The 15,282-nt window shown below is 53.3% G+C and carries 14 protein-coding genes; 6 read left to right on the plus strand and 8 right to left on the minus strand.

Annotation, left to right across the window (positions count from 1 at the left end; all coding sequences use genetic code 11):
* The first annotated feature begins 144 nt into the window (after positions 1 to 144).
* The gene (locus KGP25_RS04940) at positions 145 to 1,209 is read left to right on the plus strand and encodes a hypothetical protein (RefSeq protein ID WP_223540050.1); all 1,065 of its coding nucleotides are present in this window, start codon (positions 145 to 147) and stop codon (positions 1,207 to 1,209) included.
* On the plus strand, positions 1,206 to 1,505 hold the full coding sequence (locus KGP25_RS04945; RefSeq protein ID WP_025912594.1) for a hypothetical protein: 300 nt from the start codon (positions 1,206 to 1,208) through the stop codon (positions 1,503 to 1,505). The genes KGP25_RS04940 and KGP25_RS04945 overlap by 4 nt, the downstream gene beginning before the upstream one ends.
* A gap of 314 nt (positions 1,506 to 1,819) precedes the next feature.
* Here the strand turns inward: KGP25_RS04945 and catA are convergent, their stop codons facing one another.
* From catA to KGP25_RS04975, 6 genes are all read right to left on the minus strand, one after another.
* Complete coding sequence (catA, locus tag KGP25_RS04950) at positions 1,820 to 2,497, minus strand: type A chloramphenicol O-acetyltransferase (protein WP_223540051.1); 678 nt, start codon at positions 2,495 to 2,497, stop codon at positions 1,820 to 1,822.
* A 63-nt stretch (positions 2,498 to 2,560) separates the two neighbouring features.
* The gene (locus tag KGP25_RS04955) at positions 2,561 to 4,492 is read right to left on the minus strand and encodes a GGDEF domain-containing phosphodiesterase (RefSeq protein ID WP_223540052.1); all 1,932 of its coding nucleotides are present in this window, start codon (positions 4,490 to 4,492) and stop codon (positions 2,561 to 2,563) included.
* Positions 4,493 to 4,509: 17 nt separating this feature from the next.
* Positions 4,510 to 5,004: a molybdopterin-dependent oxidoreductase gene (locus tag KGP25_RS04960; RefSeq protein ID WP_048030045.1), complete on the minus strand. Its 495-nt coding sequence runs from the start codon at positions 5,002 to 5,004 to the stop codon at positions 4,510 to 4,512.
* A 400-nt stretch (positions 5,005 to 5,404) separates the two neighbouring features.
* Entirely contained in the window at positions 5,405 to 5,992 is a 588-nt protein-coding gene (locus KGP25_RS04965; RefSeq protein ID WP_223540053.1) for a cytochrome b, read from the minus strand.
* Positions 5,989 to 7,062, minus strand: coding sequence for a catalase family peroxidase (locus KGP25_RS04970; RefSeq protein ID WP_223540054.1), 1,074 nt, complete (start codon positions 7,060 to 7,062; stop codon positions 5,989 to 5,991). Before KGP25_RS04970 ends, KGP25_RS04965 begins: the two co-directional genes overlap by 4 nt.
* Before the next feature lie 162 nt (positions 7,063 to 7,224).
* Positions 7,225 to 7,836 (minus strand): flavin reductase family protein, encoded by a 612-nt coding sequence (locus KGP25_RS04975; RefSeq protein WP_223540055.1) that lies wholly within the window; start codon positions 7,834 to 7,836, stop codon positions 7,225 to 7,227.
* Between the two features lie 349 nt (positions 7,837 to 8,185).
* On the opposite strand from KGP25_RS04975, the gene KGP25_RS04985 reads away from it, so the two are divergent.
* Entirely contained in the window at positions 8,186 to 8,413 is a 228-nt protein-coding gene (locus KGP25_RS04985; RefSeq protein ID WP_223540056.1) for a hypothetical protein, read from the plus strand.
* On the opposite strand, the gene KGP25_RS04990 is transcribed toward KGP25_RS04985, so the two are convergent.
* Complete coding sequence (locus KGP25_RS04990) at positions 8,410 to 10,194, minus strand: diguanylate cyclase (RefSeq protein WP_045909823.1); 1,785 nt, start codon at positions 10,192 to 10,194, stop codon at positions 8,410 to 8,412. The genes KGP25_RS04985 and KGP25_RS04990 overlap by 4 nt on opposite strands.
* A 119-nt stretch (positions 10,195 to 10,313) precedes the next feature.
* Complete coding sequence (locus KGP25_RS04995) at positions 10,314 to 11,423, minus strand: AI-2E family transporter (RefSeq protein WP_048030055.1); 1,110 nt, start codon at positions 11,421 to 11,423, stop codon at positions 10,314 to 10,316.
* Between the two features lie 363 nt (positions 11,424 to 11,786).
* On the opposite strand from KGP25_RS04995, the gene mmuP reads away from it, so the two are divergent.
* From mmuP to tauA, 3 genes are all read left to right on the plus strand, one after another.
* Complete coding sequence (gene mmuP / locus KGP25_RS05000; protein WP_008503244.1) at positions 11,787 to 13,187, plus strand: S-methylmethionine permease; 1,401 nt, start codon at positions 11,787 to 11,789, stop codon at positions 13,185 to 13,187.
* On the plus strand, positions 13,174 to 14,106 hold the full coding sequence (mmuM, locus tag KGP25_RS05005; RefSeq protein ID WP_223540057.1) for a homocysteine S-methyltransferase: 933 nt from the start codon (positions 13,174 to 13,176) through the stop codon (positions 14,104 to 14,106). The genes mmuP and mmuM overlap by 14 nt, the downstream gene beginning before the upstream one ends.
* A gap of 206 nt (positions 14,107 to 14,312) precedes the next feature.
* A complete protein-coding gene (gene tauA / locus KGP25_RS05010; protein WP_001018397.1) occupies positions 14,313 to 15,275 on the plus strand; it encodes a taurine ABC transporter substrate-binding protein in 963 nt (320 codons plus the stop codon).
* The last annotated feature ends 7 nt before the right edge of the window (positions 15,276 to 15,282 follow it).

The following is a 15,282-nucleotide window of genomic DNA, read 5'->3' on the forward strand; positions in this document are numbered from 1 at the left end:
CGCAAGCAGTATGCTTTCTTCTCAGCGTACAGAACCCGTTGCTTACAGCCACACAACTGGCCATTACCTGCTATATTCGTGTCTTTGCCAGATTTCCGGAATGAGCGATAATGTGGCACATAATGGCAGCGTAAAAGGGGCAATATGCTTCATCACAGCCAGGCAATGTCACTGGATGACATCTACCTTGAAGACATTCCTCACATTATTCACCCGGATACGGCAGCAGGAGACCTCGCAGATACTGCAAGGCCTAACCGCATCATTCAGGAGTGGAATTTGCCACAGGGCTACACCCGGTTTGTCAGCCGGTATCAACTGTACCACTGGCAACATCCCTGGATGGCATACCGTGACACGCTCGACGACATCAAATCCGGTAAGCTCGTTCTGCTAAGAAAAGACATCACCGGCCATGCGATTTCGGGCGTGCTGACGACATCCGGTGACCTTCGCAATGACCTGCCTCTGTTCCTTCAAACCCGACTCCGACACATCCTGTCCCGGCAACTGAAACGCCCGAGATATCAGGTCCGCCATGCGGCACCGGTGCAATATGCCCAGGCCGCAAAAACCATCAACAGCAAAACTGCCGGTCGGTTGCTGGCCGCGGGCGGGATCTATAATGGCAATATCGAGGGATTCCGTCAGACCGCGCAGCAGCTCGGTGGTGATGCACCGGCGGGTTACGATCAGGTTATGGATAATAAAGGGCTGATTATCGCTGGTGCTTCTGTTGCTGCGGGCCTTGGCCTGGGCAGACTGGGAACGGCGAGTGAGCTTAGCAATCTTCATGTTCTGGGAAAAGTCGAGGGTGAATACTCGATGATAAAACCCGGACCATTACCTAAAGAGCTGGCTGAAACCTTCTCCAGTGGTACATATAAAGAGATCACGCTATCAACAGACACGAGTTTCTACAGAGGTGGTATTGAGGGCCGACCATTAGGTCAGTTTTTCGGATATGAACAACCTCAGGGAGTGCTCCAGACCAGAATAGATAAGGCTCTGCTCCCCAAATGGCCTAACGGAAGTGAATCCCCTCTTGATAGCTATCACAAGATACAAATACCCGCAGGAACGAAAGTATATGTTGGAGAAGTTGGCTATCAAACAGACCTTTTTTCCGGTGGCTCTGAGCAAGTTGTGATACCTACCCCGTGGAAAATACCTGGCGTTAAGATACTTGAAAGTGGTGGTTTGAAATGAAAAATGAAATAAAGAAAACGGTAACTGATATCATCAAAATCCTCTCCTCAAATGATGAGGATTCATGGGCAAAAACATTCGAAAAACTAGCCATCGAGCTCGATGTTGATTGTGAGTCATCCATTTACTCGTTGAAAAAACTCTACGGCGGGATGGGATCATTTAACGATATTGTTCTTCATAAAAATGGAATACCTCTCATTCGGGAAAATGACGAGTTAGACGATTTGAGACACAAACTCTACAAGCAGCTTGACCATGCAATCGTTTTGTTAAAAGCAGGTGATTTACCATAGCGTTAGTTTCCAGCGCCGTCAGTAAATTATTGGGTACGCCTCCAGCCGGACAGGGGAAGCGCAGAACCTTAAAACAGGCTCATGTGTGTTCGTCTCGTCAGCATCGATGCCCCCGAAAAGAACCTGCCCTTTGGGCAGCGTTCCCGGCAGACATTCTCATCGATAGTGGCGCAGTGTGCCGTCTCCATAACGTGCAGGAACGCAGATTTCTATGGCCCTTGTGGCCTCACATGGAAAGCGCATAAAATAATGAAAGCCCGGTAGGCTTCTCACACCCACTCCTGCAGATGGAAACCATCAGCACTTCTTACGCATCATGCGCCAGGTTCCTCTGACAACGCCGACAAACCATCACACATCTCCTGCAACTCATTAAACATCCTTGCCACATGGAAGCCATCGCACACCGAATGATGGACCTGCACCGCGAGCGGCAGCAGCACTTTTCCATCCTGCTCGTAGTATTTTCCAAACGTGAACATAGGCGAAAAGAAGTTCTTCATATGCGCAATGTTCATCGTAAAGTTCGTAAACGTAACCCACGGAATAGACGAGACGAAAAAGACATTTTCCCGGGACTCTTCCTTAGGCCAGTATGAAAGGCTATTTCCATAGCGGGCCGTATCTTCAGCATACGTGTTCTGGAAGTGATGCATATTGCCGTCATAGTGGCTCCACAGTGACGAAAAGGTCTCCGTTTCGGGGTGGAAAATGGTGTAGCTGGGATGAACTTCATTCCATATGACAAGCTCATTGTCCTTCATGGCCATACGGAACTCAGGATGCCGGTTCATGATGTTAGAAAGGAGAAAAATGATCGTCGGGTAAAACTTCCAGCCCACCGCTTTGATATGTTTTCGCAGCGCGGTGATGTCGATGAGAACGGTTTGGTTAATTGTGCATTCAGCAAATGACTGGAAGACTTCAAAATGCTCCTTCCTTGGCCAACGAGATAAATCAACAGGCGTATAGTCCGGGGCTGTTTTTTTCATTGTTTAACCTTTGATTATCAACCGTCTACGTGATTTTGGGCCAGAAAAAACCGCACAACCATTTCAACCGTATCTAATCTTCCTGTCAATCTCAGCCTGTGGTTTTCCGAACAGGTATCCCTGCACGAGATCGCAACCAAGCGCCTGAAGACGTTCAAGCTGTGCTTCGGTTTCAACACCTTCAGCAATGACCCGCATGTTGAGGCTCTTCGCCATGCCGGTAATTAACTTAACGATATTAAGGGCATCATCCTGCGTGGATATCGGATTCACAAAGGATTTATCTATCTTAATTTTATCAAAATTAAGTTCACTCAGTCGTGAGAGCGAGGAATATCCCGTTCCGAAATCATCGATGGAAATTTTGACACCCAGCGCCCGGAGCTTTTTGAGAATGGTGATCGGCATGTTGCTGTCACTGAAGAGTGAAGACTCTGTTACCTCTAACTCGAGTCGGTTGGCCGGTAGCCCTGTCTCTTTCAGGATGGACTGCACCATCGTGGTAAACGATTTCGTGCCTAGCTGAACGGGTGAGACGTTCACCGAGATCCTGGCCGGCACCGCCCAGGACACAGCTTCCCGGCAGGCCATCTCAAGCACCGACTTGCCGATCTCATTGATCATCCCCGTTTTTTCAGCGACGGAAATAAAATAATCTGGCGCGAGTATCCCTTTCACCGGGTGTATCCAGCGAATAAGCGCTTCATAGCCGTAAATTTCATTGCTGAATGAATCGACAATAGGCTGGTAATACACAACGAATTCATTGTGATCGATCGCCAGAGCCATATCATGTTCAAGGGTTCTGCTTTCCTGCAGTCTTTGCAGCATCCACTGCCGGAAGACCTTGATCTGCTGCGAACCTTCTTTTTTCGCTTCGTAGAGGGCCAGGTCGGCAAATTTATAAAGGTAATCAGAGCGTCGTTCATTATCAGATAAAACGATGCCCACGCAGGTGGCAATTTTTATCAGCTGATTATTAATCGTATAGGGCTGGCTGATATGATCGCTGATTTCTTTGGCGCGCGAAACGGCGGCGGTTTCCGTGAGTCCGCTGGAGAGAAGGGCGAATTCATCGCCGCCCAAGCGGTAAAACGTATTCGTTGCGCTGCTCATTGAGGTCAGCCGTCGGGATACCTGATTCAGCAGCAAATCTCCCGTATCATGGCCATAGGTATCGTTGACCTCTTTGAAGCGGTCTAAATCAAATAACATTACGGTGACGGGGACGTGGTTTTTATCTGCCTGAAGATTAATTTTGTTGAGATCGTCCCAGAAGAAAAGGCGGTTTTTCATGCCGGTGAGGGAGTCATGATAAACATCATACTCCAGCTTCGAGTTCTGAATTTGCAGTTTTTCTTTTGATATTTGAAGTTCATCAGCCAGGCTTTTAACCTGCATGTGTGCTTTCAGGATGTTTTTATTCTGGTAGATCATTAAGAAGCCAAGAATAAAGCTTAAAATCACCAGGAGTAAAGAAAGTGCGGAATAAATATAATACAGGATTTGTATTTTGTTGTTGGATTCATTAACCGTATTAATATCTTTCGTTAATGCCGTTGCAGACAGCTGGCTGAGCGGTGCGTCGAGCTCATGCATATTTGTCAGGTACGCCTGTAACTCCGGATGGCTCATTTTTTCAAGATGACTATCCAGATAGGCCAGTATATTTTCTAAGCGTAAAGCGAGCTCCTGATGCGTTTTATCGCTATCAATGTAGCGACCTAAATCGCCCCCCTTCATTAAATCGCCCTGACTGAGCATAATTTCGAGGCGCATGCGGACCTGGTCTATCGTAACGTCATCAGTATCGGTTGCGTATAGACCAAGCCATGATTCAAAACGGTAATACTCTGATACCAGTTGTGCCACGGACCAGGACTCAGTGTATTGAGTCAGTTTTTGCAATTCCTGCTGTCGATCATAAACAAGGTATGCAATATATCCTGTCGTGATAAAAAGAGAAAAAATGATACCAACCAGTATCCTGTTCATTATGTTCTCCTGAACGGCTACTCAATCTTCATTTTGCTTACCTGCCATGCTGATCGTGAGTAATAAATCTGATTATTCAACTCAGGAAGACTGTCATAGGGGTATACAATGAACGATGGGCCTTTATCGCGGATGCGCATATATTCGCCATTGACCTTTAAGGCAAGGATGGCGTTGTATTTTTTAAAGTCGCTGAGAGGGATGATGGTTGAGTAATCATTGAGCGCAATAACATTCACGTTCGTACCTTTTGCACCCACATAATCCATGAGCTTGCTCATGGGGACACCCTCAAACTTCGTACGACCGTTATACCAGGGAGAGGTCGTCTCGAAACTCACTACTCCGAGTTTTTCAAGGCTGGCGAGATCAAACACTGCTTTTCCATTTTCGTTGGTATTTTCTATATTACCGTAAATCGTTAAAATGGGTTTACCAACTGGTTTTGGCAGGTCGCCAGCCCAGGTTACACTTTGTACCAGACAGCATAACAGCAGTAGGGTTAATCGCATTTTGACCTCCACCTTTTTAACAGAAGTATAAGAATTATAATTTAGATATCACACGAGTTGATATATTTTGTTGGGGAGTCGGGGGTTTTATCGTTTTTATTGATGTAAAGTCATTTTAATCAATGAGTTATGTGTTGCGGGTGTCAGGATGTTTGATGCGCGAGCGACTCTTAACTTTTTGATAAAAGCTAAAATTGCGGGCATAAATGCTCTTCTGTTTAAAAAATAATCGCTTTAATTTAGAGATATTATCTTCCACGATAATTGTGGGGTGTCCGTGGCTTTTTGGCGCGCGAATTTAGCGGCTAAATACGCGCCCCGGTTGTGTGCGCTGTTTCAGGATGGCGATGATAAGCGAGGACACGAACATTCTGATTGTGCGTGTCCCCTGGCGCTTGCCTTACTTCAGGTCATCCCGGAGGGCTGACGCCGACTTACTCCCTTTCGCCATGCTGGCAAACACTGCGTCCCGGTAGATCCACGCATGAACGAGTGCGGCGGAGAGATGGACCAGCACCACGGCAAAAAGCAATTTTGCCAGAAGGCTATGGGCGTCGTGACACCAGGCAAAGAGTGCCGGACTGGTCGGGACAATTGCCGGCAGGTTGACGCCATCAAACATCACAATCGGCAGGCCCGCTGCCGACAGCTGCGCCCAGCCCAGCAGCGGCATTGCCAGCATTAACCCATACAGCATCCAGTGTGATGCCTTTGCGGCAAGCACCTGCCAGATGGGCAAATCGGCAGGAAGTGGGGGCGTGCGGCTCAGGAGTCGGTTGACCAGACGAACCAGTGCCAGCAGTAAAATGGCGATCCCCAGCGGCCGGTGGAGGTCGATTAGCCAAATCCGGTGATGTAACGACGTCATCATCGCGGCACCGATGAAAAGCATGGTCAGGATCATCACCGCCATCAGCCAGTGCAGGCTTCGCGCCAGGGTATTGAAATGCTGCGGCGCGTGCTCTCGCCTGTCTTTATTTGAGCTCATTTTACCTCCTGCTTTTGCACGGCTTCGGTGGCCTTGTCGTAGCCGATTTCCCGTTCACGGCGGCTGAAAGAGTGGGAGTAGGCCGCGGAGCGGGCGCTTAAGATGGGATCATCAGACACCGCAACGCCTGCAGGAACGACAGAAGGATCAAAGTTAACGTCGCGGCACGCGCCTGTGGATTGTGCTTCGACGCGCGTCACTTCCAGCGTACCGGCTACCACCTTTTTGCGATCGTCCGGCCATGGCTGGGAAGGGTCATCCACCGGATCGCCCGGCTGTGCGAGCTGCAAAACGTAATCCCAGTAGAGTGGCTTCTGCGCCAGGCGCTGACGCAGATTTTCGAACAGGAAGTTGTCATCGGCTTTCTGTCGTTGCTCATCGCTTATCGACAGGAAAGGCTCGTGCGGACGCATCATCCAGCGAACGGCCTGACGGTCCCCCTGTGCGTTCACAAGGTAAAAGGCGTTAATGCTGTAAAACGTCGCCCCCGCGAAGCTGCCGGGCGCGGGTTTTTGTGCCGCCCATTTTAGGTATTTCTCCGCCTCCGGGTACGCTTTCAAAAAGTCTTTGAGACGCTGCGGATCCGGTTTGCCGGTGGCCGCATCAACGGCCGTGGCTTTTCGCAAGGCCAGAAAACCTTCCGGGCTGTGCGTGGCGAAGAAAGGCTCGTTGTTCATCGCCATCCGCCATTGTTGCTTATCATCTGTCTTCAGCAGCAGCGCCATGCTCAGGGTTTTGGTCGTACTATCCGGGGCATGCGGATCGCCGGTACCAATAGAGAATCGGCCCACAACGGGCACTTCCTGCTGCGAGAAGAGGCGGGAGGTTGAAAGAGAAGCCGCCGAGCCGTTTGGCGTAAAGGTGCCGGCAAAGCAGATGCCTTTTCCATGCGCGCGGCGAAAACCAGGCGGGAAGGGTTTCGGTGTTTCACCCACCAGTGCCTGGCTGACCGTGCGTGACCCAAGCCAGCCCGCCGTCCATGCAAAAGCAAATGCCAGCGTACCGGAGACAACGGCGATCGCTGCCAGCGCGCCCCAGGTTTTTTTGGACCTCAAATCCAGTTTCGACATAGACGTTTTTCCAGAACAAAATATCTTCACCTGTCATGCGCAACGTATTGTGCGTGACAGGTGTTAATACAGTGGCGAATATGGCTCGAGTATAGGAACTAAGGGGCGTAAAGAAAGAATATCACGAAAAGTTTAAACCTTTCCGCTGCAAAAAAGACCGGGTTACTCATCGTGGCGGAAGTTGTGACCGAGTCGGTGACCCAGCGAGAAATAGTGGCGAAATAGATAATAGAGGGGGTTCCATTTCTCCACATTAAATTTTACCCCTCTCTGAGTATGAATTAATAATGCCTCAGATATGTGGACGCAGGTTATCGTGGCATCAACGGACACCAGGTTCCCCTGCGAACCGGTCAGGGGCGATATCCCGCCAACCTTAGCCTCTATTTGTACAGGACACTCTTTAATTCTCAACGAGTTAATCGTCACCGCCTTTTCCTTATGGAAATTCCCGCAGCTAAATTTGTCCTGTTCAAAAACATACCCCCTCTTTTTCTTCCATTCCGGTGGCGATGCTTTTCCCGTTTTATTTGCGATAGCTTCAATATTCGGCCAGAGCCTGCTGTCCGGGATGTTCAGAACAATATCGGGGTTACCTGTGATATTTTCATAACATTTTCCAGAGGTGCCAAGCCCGAACACGATATTCCGGTCAAGGATCCACCACGAGGAGATCGGGCTCAGGTTGGTTGAACCGTCAGGATTTTGGCTGGAGATAATGGCGACCGGTGTACCAAAATATAAAGAAGCAAAATCGACCTGCTGGGTTTTCATTTTATCATCCTCTGATTAACGAAGGACCAGTCTACGTTTTGCTAACGTGCGTTACTTCGGTGAAGCGTGAAGTAAAACGCGGCAGGCTAAAATTCCCAGGGGAACTGCAATAGCTGCCTTGTACCCAACTGAGCGAGAACGTGCATAATGCGTCCACCTTTTGCGAGAACGCGTAAGGTTCGTTGTCCCTGCCGGAACAGATTTATTGACTTAAATCATGATGTCTCTTTCATTCGCCGCCTATCGTGTGCACCCCCTCCTTAAAACGAATCAAAAATGAAAAAAAGACCGTTCCTGATGGTGCTTTGTGCTTTGTGCTGTGTGCTGCTTTTTTGTAGCGGACATCGCCATGGCAAAAAACAGTTCAGTTTCCAGTGAACAGGTTAAAGAGAATGTTATTGCAGAGTCGATAGCATCTTATCCCGGAGTATGCGCTTGTCCTTTTAACCGGGCCAGAAACGGAAGCGCTTGCGGGAAACGCAGCGCATGGAGTAAGGCGGGAGGCTATGCTCCCATTTGTTATAAAAATGAAGTAACAGATGAGATGGTAAAGCAGTGGCGTGAAAGTAATAGCTAACCCGCCTCCAGCATCCCAAAACTCACAATCCGCGCGCGTCCCAGCTCTTTTGCCCGGTACAAGGCCACATCCGCGGCGCGCAGCAGGTTGTCGGTCTGGGCATGTTGTGGGTAGCTGGCAATGCCAATCGACACGTCCACCGGCCCAATCTCGGTCAGCCCGTAGCGAAGCGACAGTTCATGCACGCCGGTGTAAATCTTCTGCGCGCAGGCGTACGCTTCTGCTTCATCGGCACCGGAAAGCAACACCAGAAACTCCTCGCCGCCGTAGCGGAATGCCAGCCCGTTGTCATGTGCGGCCCGCTGAACAATTGACGCCACGCTTTTGATCACCAGATCGCCCGCTTCATGGCCGAAACGATCGTTAATGCTCTTGAAGTGGTCGATATCAATCATCATGCAGCTTAACGGTACGCCAGTGCGTATCGCCTGTGCCGTTTGGGTTTGCAGGGTATCTTCCAGATGATGACGATTACGCAGGCCGGTGAGCGGGTCAAACAACGCTTTTTCCAGCAACGCGTCGCGCAGACGCTGGTTGGCCAGCGCCAGCCCGAGCGCCTCAGCCATCAGCTCCAGATATGCGCGGGAAGGGGCATTATCCGCCGTGATATTCTGGAAGGAGAGCAGGCCAATGGCCTCACCCTGAGCGATAAGCGGCACGCAAAGCGCGCTTTCCGCCTGGGATGCCGGAAGATGATAACAGGCAATATCCGGCTCGCCGTTCACCGGCGGGTGACTCTGCCCGCGACGCACGGCCCAGCACTCGTCCGGGTGGAACGTCGTCTCTTCACCAATCGGCGAAAGCCATTGCGCGACGCAGCGCATCTGCCACGGCTCGCGGTCAAGGACGTAGAGTCGGCCCGCGATCCCCGGCGCGATATTGGGGGCAAACAGCTCCGCCACGTTAATCACATCGTTAAAGTTCTCACACCCCTGCAGCCGCTGGGTCATGCGCGCCAGCAGTTCGCGGATGGCCCAGTCGGCATCGCGCTCTTTTTCCAGACGCTGCCGCGCCAGGCCGTTTTCACGGAAGATGCTGATGGCCTGAGCCATATCGCCTATCTCATCAATCTGGTTGAAATTGGGCGTTTCAACCGCGTAATCCTGGGATGCCAGGCGGTGCACCACGTCGCTCAGGCGCACCACGGGGCGTAGCACGCGGCGCTTTAATATAAAGCCGAGCACAAACAGGAACAGCAGGGCGGTCAGGCCGACCGTCAGCTCAGAGGCGGTACGCAGCGCTTTCGATTTTTTTGTCGCATCTTTTACGGAGCCGATAACGCGCTTGTCGAGTATCTGGCGAAAGTGATCGATCTGATTCTGCGCGCGATCCAGCTCCTGCTCATAGGGCTGACCATAGAGCAAGGCAACGGCCTGGGCGTCTTCACCGCGTTCCAGGCTGGCGAGGGCGGTTTGCTGCTCGTCCTGCAGCTCATCGACGATCTTTATTCCTTCATGCAGCAGGGCCAGTTCTTCATCCGATGCGCCGTTATCCTGCAGCTTTTCCAGACGAAGCTCGATGCGCTTCAGGCTGTTTTCTGCCTGGTTATATTCCTTGAGCACCTGAGGATCTTTTTTAATGACGTACAGCCGCGCTAAATCAGACTGCGCCCAGATATCGGTTTCGATATCTTCCGTCAGCTGATCAAATTTCTGCCGTTGTTCAACGGCCTGACGTTCGAGGGTATCCGCACTGGACGCCATCAGCATGATGATGCCGGAGGCGATGGTCAGGCAGACCGTGGCCCCATAGGCCCAGTTTGTTATCGTCGCGATTCGCACCAGATGATCCTTTTACGACATGAGTAGGATGGCGTTCTTCAAATTATAGAAAACGTCTGATTTAAGGCGAAAAAAAAGGCGGCACAGTGCCGCCTGGTGTGGTCTTTATCGTCACGTCCTTACAAATCTGGAGGATTTTTTCCTTCTTCGATGAAATCCGCGTCCAGCTCTTCGGCGTTACCTTCGTGATCGCGTCCGGAAAAGAGGTTCCAGCAGGCGATAAACAGCGCGGCGATGAGCGGCCCGATCACAAAGCCGTTAATGCCGTACAGCTCCATGCCGCCGAGAGTGGAGATCAGAATCAGGTAGTCCGGCATTTTGGTGTCTTTCCCCACCAGCAGCGGGCGCAGAATATTGTCCACCAACCCGACGATAATCACGAAAAAGCCGACAATAAACAGCCCCTGCCAGATCTGGTGCGTGGCGAACAGGAAGATAGCGGCGGGCACCCAGACAATCGCTGAGCCGATGGCGGGCACGAGGGAAAGGAACGCCATCAGTGCGCCCCAGAGCACGCTGCCGTCGATACCGGCAATGGCAAAGGCAATCCCGCCGAGGATGCCCTGAACCACGGCCACCGCCGCCGTCCCTTTTACCGTGGCGCGTGACACGCCGACGAATTTGGCGAACAGATGCTGCTTGGCAAAATCGGACAGGGGCAGGGAATCGAGGATCTGGCGTACCAGATACGGGCCGTCTTTCAGCAGGAAGAACAGCAGATACAGCATGATGCCGAAGCTAATCGCAAAGCCAAACGTCCCCTTGCCAATCAGAAACGCGCTGCCGGCGAGATACTGTCCGCCCTGCAGGGCGACATCGGAGAGTTTTTTCTGGATCTGCGCCGCGTTGGTCAGGTTGTGATCCGCGAGGAAGCCGCTGGCCCAGTCAGGCAGGTGGTTGAAGATGCTCGCCACCACTTCCGGGAACTGGGTGTTGTTCTCCTGCAGTTTGGTGTAAACCACATTCAGCTCAATGGCGAGCGAGGAGAGGATCACCATCAGCGGAATAAAGACGATCAGGCAGATAATGCCGATGGTCAACAGCGAGGCCAGCCCGTTGCGCTCCCCCAGCGCGGTGCGCAGCTTGTTTTTTACCGGGTTGAAGATAACGGTCAGAATGGCGGCCCACAGTATCGCGGAGAAGTAGGGCGACAGCACGTCGAAGAAGGCCCAGGTCACAAGGGCGAGAATGAAAATAAAGAAACCTTTAGTCAGTCCGTTAAAGCGCATCAGTCAGTCCTGGTTACTAAGAAACTGTGACGACTATAGAACCGATTGTGAGAATTACCAACCTTGCACCGGGTTGCGGCTGCGCCTTACCCGTCTTGCGGGCAGTGTTACGGTATGACTTCGCGCTTTACGGATACCACTTTCGACTGACCGAAGATCGCCTTTTCCCGCACCATGCTGTAAGTATCTGCTTGCGGAGGTGCTTATGGCCTGGCGTCCGATTCTCTATGTCATCCTCACAACCCACCCCAGACTCAGCGCGCGGCGCGCCCGTTTGCGTCTGGTCATCTAGCTTTTTATTAACAATCGCGGTATAACACACCTTCTTTGGATGTTTAGATGTCCATACGTATAGAAGGTAATATGCAAACACAACAAGAAAATGGGCAGCTTAAGCGCACCATGAAAACACGCCACCTGATCATGCTCTCGCTGGGTGGCGTGATTGGGACAGGGTTATTCTTCAATACCGGCTACATCATTTCCACGACCGGGGCGGCGGGCACGCTGCTGGCCTATCTGATCGGCGCGCTGGTGGTCTGGCTGGTGATGCAGTGTCTGGGCGAACTCTCCGTGGCGATGCCGGAAACCGGCGCGTTCCACGTCTATGCCGCGCGTTATCTTGGCCCGGCGACGGGCTACACCGTGGCGTGGCTCTACTGGCTCACCTGGACGGTGGCGCTCGGGTCAAGCTTTACCGCCGCCGGGTTCTGCATGCAGTACTGGTTCCCGCAGGTGCCCGTATGGGCTTGGTGCGTGGTCTTCTGCGTGGTGATTTTTGGCCTGAATGTCATCTCAACGCGCTTTTTTGCGGAAGGTGAATTCTGGTTCTCCCTGGTGAAAGTCATCACCATCATTGCCTTCATTATTCTTGGCGGCGCGGCGGTCTTTGGCTTTATCCCGATGCAGGACGGTTCCCCCGCGCCGGGCTTAAGCAACATCACCGCCGAGGGCTGGTTCCCGCACGGCGGCCTGCCGATCCTGATGACCATGGTGGCGGTGAACTTTGCCTTCTCCGGGACCGAGCTTATCGGTATTGCCGCAGGGGAAACGGAAAATCCGCACAAGGTGATTCCGGTCGCGATCCGTACCACCATTGCGCGCCTGATCATCTTCTTTATCGGCACCGTGTTTGTGCTGGCGGCGCTGATCCCGATGCAGCAGGCTGGCGTGGAAAAGAGCCCGTTCGTGCTGGTGTTTGAAAAGGTCGGTATTCCTTACGCGGCGGATATTTTTAACTTTGTGATTCTGACGGCGATCCTCTCGGCGGCGAACTCCGGGCTGTACGCCTCCGGGCGCATGCTGTGGTCGCTCTCTAATGAGAAAACGCTCCCGCGCTGCTTTGCCCGAGTGAACAAAAACGGCGTGCCGCTGACGGCGCTGTCGGTTTCTATGCTCGGCGGCGTGCTGGCGCTGTTCTCAAGCGTCGTGGCGCCTGACACTGTGTTTGTCGCGCTCTCGGCGATTTCTGGCTTTGCGGTGGTGGCCGTCTGGATCAGCATCTGCGCGTCGCACTTCGTTTTCCGTCGTCGCCATCTGCAGTCCGGGCAGCCGCTCTCTGCGCTGCAGTACCGCGCGCCGTGGTATCCGCTGGTACCGGTGCTCGGTTTTATCCTCTGCGTGGTGGCTTGTGTCGGCCTGTGGTTTGACCCAAGCCAGCGCATTGCCCTTTATTGCGGGATTCCGTTTGTCGCCCTGTGCTATGGTGCCTACTATCTGACCCGAAATATGACATCGCAGGAGCCCGAACATGTCGCAGAATAATCCGCTTACCGCCCTCCTTGAAAAGCAGCCGTTTGTGGTGCTGGATGGCGCGATGGCGACGGAGCTGGAAGCGCGCGGCTGTAACCTGGCAGACAACCTCTGGTCTGCCAAAGTGCTGATGGAAAACCCGGAGCTTATCCGCGAAGTGCATCTTGGTTATTACCGCGCAGGTGCGCAGGTGGCGATCACCGCCAGCTATCAGGCCACGCCTGCGGGTTTTGCGGCGCGCGGCCTGGACGAGGCGCAGTCCCGGGCGCTGATTGGCAAAAGCGTGGAGCTGGCGCGTAAGGCGCGTGAAGCGTATCTGGCTGAAAATCCGCATGCGGGCACGCTGCTGGTGGCGGGATCCGTTGGACCGTATGGTGCCTATCTGGCGGATGGCTCAGAGTATCGCGGCGACTACGTGCGCAGTGCGGAAGCCTTCACCGACTTCCACCGTCCGCGCGTGGAAGCGCTGCTGGATGCGGGCGCTGACCTGCTGGCCTGCGAAACGCTGCCGTCTTTTGCCGAGATTAAGGCGCTGGCGGCCCTTCTGGCCGGGTATCCCCGCGCCCGGGCGTGGTTCTCTTTTACCCTGCGGGACAGTGAACACCTGAGCGACGGCACGCCGCTGCGTGACGTAGTCAGCGCGCTGGCCGACTCTCCGCATATCGTCGCGCTGGGCATTAACTGTATCGCGCTGGAAAACACCACGGCGGCACTGAAGCACCTGCAAAGCCTGACGCCGCTGCCGCTGGTGGTCTACCCGAACTCGGGCGAGCATTATGATGCGGTGACCAAAACCTGGCACCACCACGGCGAAGCGTGCGAGACGCTGGCGGGGTATCTGCCCCAGTGGCTGGACGCCGGCGCGAAGCTGATTGGCGGCTGCTGTCGCACTACGCCGAAGGATATTGCTGAGCTTAACGCGAAGCGCTGAGTTTTTTGCCGGGTGGCGGCTGCGCCTTACCCGGCCTACGGATCGCACAGCGCAGCGCCACCCGGCATAAACAAACGCACAAAACCAACTATCCTTTCCCGCTTTTTATCTAAAAACGAATCGTTATGAGCGATTCATTTTTATTCCTTTATCAAAATTCCCGCGTTGGAAATACTGCCCTCATAACAACAAGGGGAGCAGGCACTATGGCAATTTCATCGCGAATCACACTACTCGGCGCACTGGCGCTGTGGGCATTTCAGGCGCAGGCGGTGGACGTCACCGTCGCGTATCAAACTTCTGCGGAACCGGCGAAAGTCGCGCAGGCGGACAACACCTTTGCCAAAGAGAGCGGCGCGAAAGTCGACTGGCGCAAGTTCGACAGCGGGGCCTCCGTGGTGCGTGCGTTAGCCTCCGGCGACGTGCAGATTGGCAATATCGGCTCCAGCCCGCTGGCGGTTGCGGCCAGCCAGCAGGTGCCGATTGAGGTGTTCCTGCTCGCCTCGCAGCTCGGTAACTCTGAAGCGCTGGTGGTGAAGAAAAACATCACCAAGCCGGAAGACCTGATCGGCAAACGCATCGCCGTGCCGTTTATCTCCACCACCCACTACAGCCTGCTGGCAGCGCTCAAACATTGGGGCATCAAGCCGGGGCAGGTACAAATTATTAACCTCCAGCCGCCGGCGATTATCGCGGCCTGGCAGCGCGGCGACATTGACGGGGCCTATGTGTGGGCACCTGCCGTGAACGAACTGGAAAAAGACGGCACCGTGCTGACCGACTCCGAAAAAGTGGGCCAGTGGGGCGCGCCAACGCTCGACGTGTGGGTCGTGCGTAAAGACTTCGCCGAGAAACATCCTGAGGTGGTGAAAGCCTTCGCGAAAAGCGCGATTGACGCCCAGCAGCCGTACATCAGTAACCCGGATGAATGGCTGAAGCAGCCCGCCAACCTGGAAAAACTTTCCCGCCTGAGCGGCGTGCCGGAAGCGGACGTGCCGGGGCTGGTGAAGGGCAATACCTATCTGACCCCCGCGCAGCAGGTGCAGCAGCTGACCGGGCCGGTAAACAAAGCGATTGTTGATACCGCCACCTTCCTGAAAGAGCAGGGCAAAGTACCCGCGGTAGCGACGGATTACAGCCAGTACGTGACCGATCGTTTTGTGAAATAAGGAGTCC

The sequence above is a fragment of the Enterobacter sp. JBIWA003 genome (genome assembly GCF_019968825.1).
Taxonomy (GTDB): Bacteria; Pseudomonadota; Gammaproteobacteria; order Enterobacterales; family Enterobacteriaceae; genus Enterobacter; species Enterobacter quasiroggenkampii.

Coding starts and splice junctions, on each gene's coding strand:
- KGP25_RS04940 (WP_223540050.1), top strand. CDS start 145: ATGCTTCATCACAGCCAGGCAATGTCACTGGATGACATCTACCTTGAA.
- KGP25_RS04945 (WP_025912594.1), top strand. CDS start 1,206: ATGAAAAATGAAATAAAGAAAACGGTAACTGATATCATCAAAATCCTC.
- catA (WP_223540051.1), bottom strand. CDS start 2,497: ATGAAAAAAACAGCCCCGGACTATACGCCTGTTGATTTATCTCGTTGG.
- KGP25_RS04955 (WP_223540052.1), bottom strand. CDS start 4,492: ATGAACAGGATACTGGTTGGTATCATTTTTTCTCTTTTTATCACGACA.
- KGP25_RS04960 (WP_048030045.1), bottom strand. CDS start 5,004: ATGCGATTAACCCTACTGCTGTTATGCTGTCTGGTACAAAGTGTAACC.
- KGP25_RS04965 (WP_223540053.1), bottom strand. CDS start 5,992: ATGAGCTCAAATAAAGACAGGCGAGAGCACGCGCCGCAGCATTTCAAT.
- KGP25_RS04970 (WP_223540054.1), bottom strand. CDS start 7,062: ATGTCGAAACTGGATTTGAGGTCCAAAAAAACCTGGGGCGCGCTGGCA.
- KGP25_RS04975 (WP_223540055.1), bottom strand. CDS start 7,836: ATGAAAACCCAGCAGGTCGATTTTGCTTCTTTATATTTTGGTACACCG.
- KGP25_RS04985 (WP_223540056.1), top strand. CDS start 8,186: ATGGCAAAAAACAGTTCAGTTTCCAGTGAACAGGTTAAAGAGAATGTT.
- KGP25_RS04995 (WP_048030055.1), bottom strand. CDS start 11,423: ATGCGCTTTAACGGACTGACTAAAGGTTTCTTTATTTTCATTCTCGCC.
- mmuP (WP_008503244.1), top strand. CDS start 11,787: ATGCAAACACAACAAGAAAATGGGCAGCTTAAGCGCACCATGAAAACA.
- mmuM (WP_223540057.1), top strand. CDS start 13,174: ATGTCGCAGAATAATCCGCTTACCGCCCTCCTTGAAAAGCAGCCGTTT.
- tauA (WP_001018397.1), top strand. CDS start 14,313: ATGGCAATTTCATCGCGAATCACACTACTCGGCGCACTGGCGCTGTGG.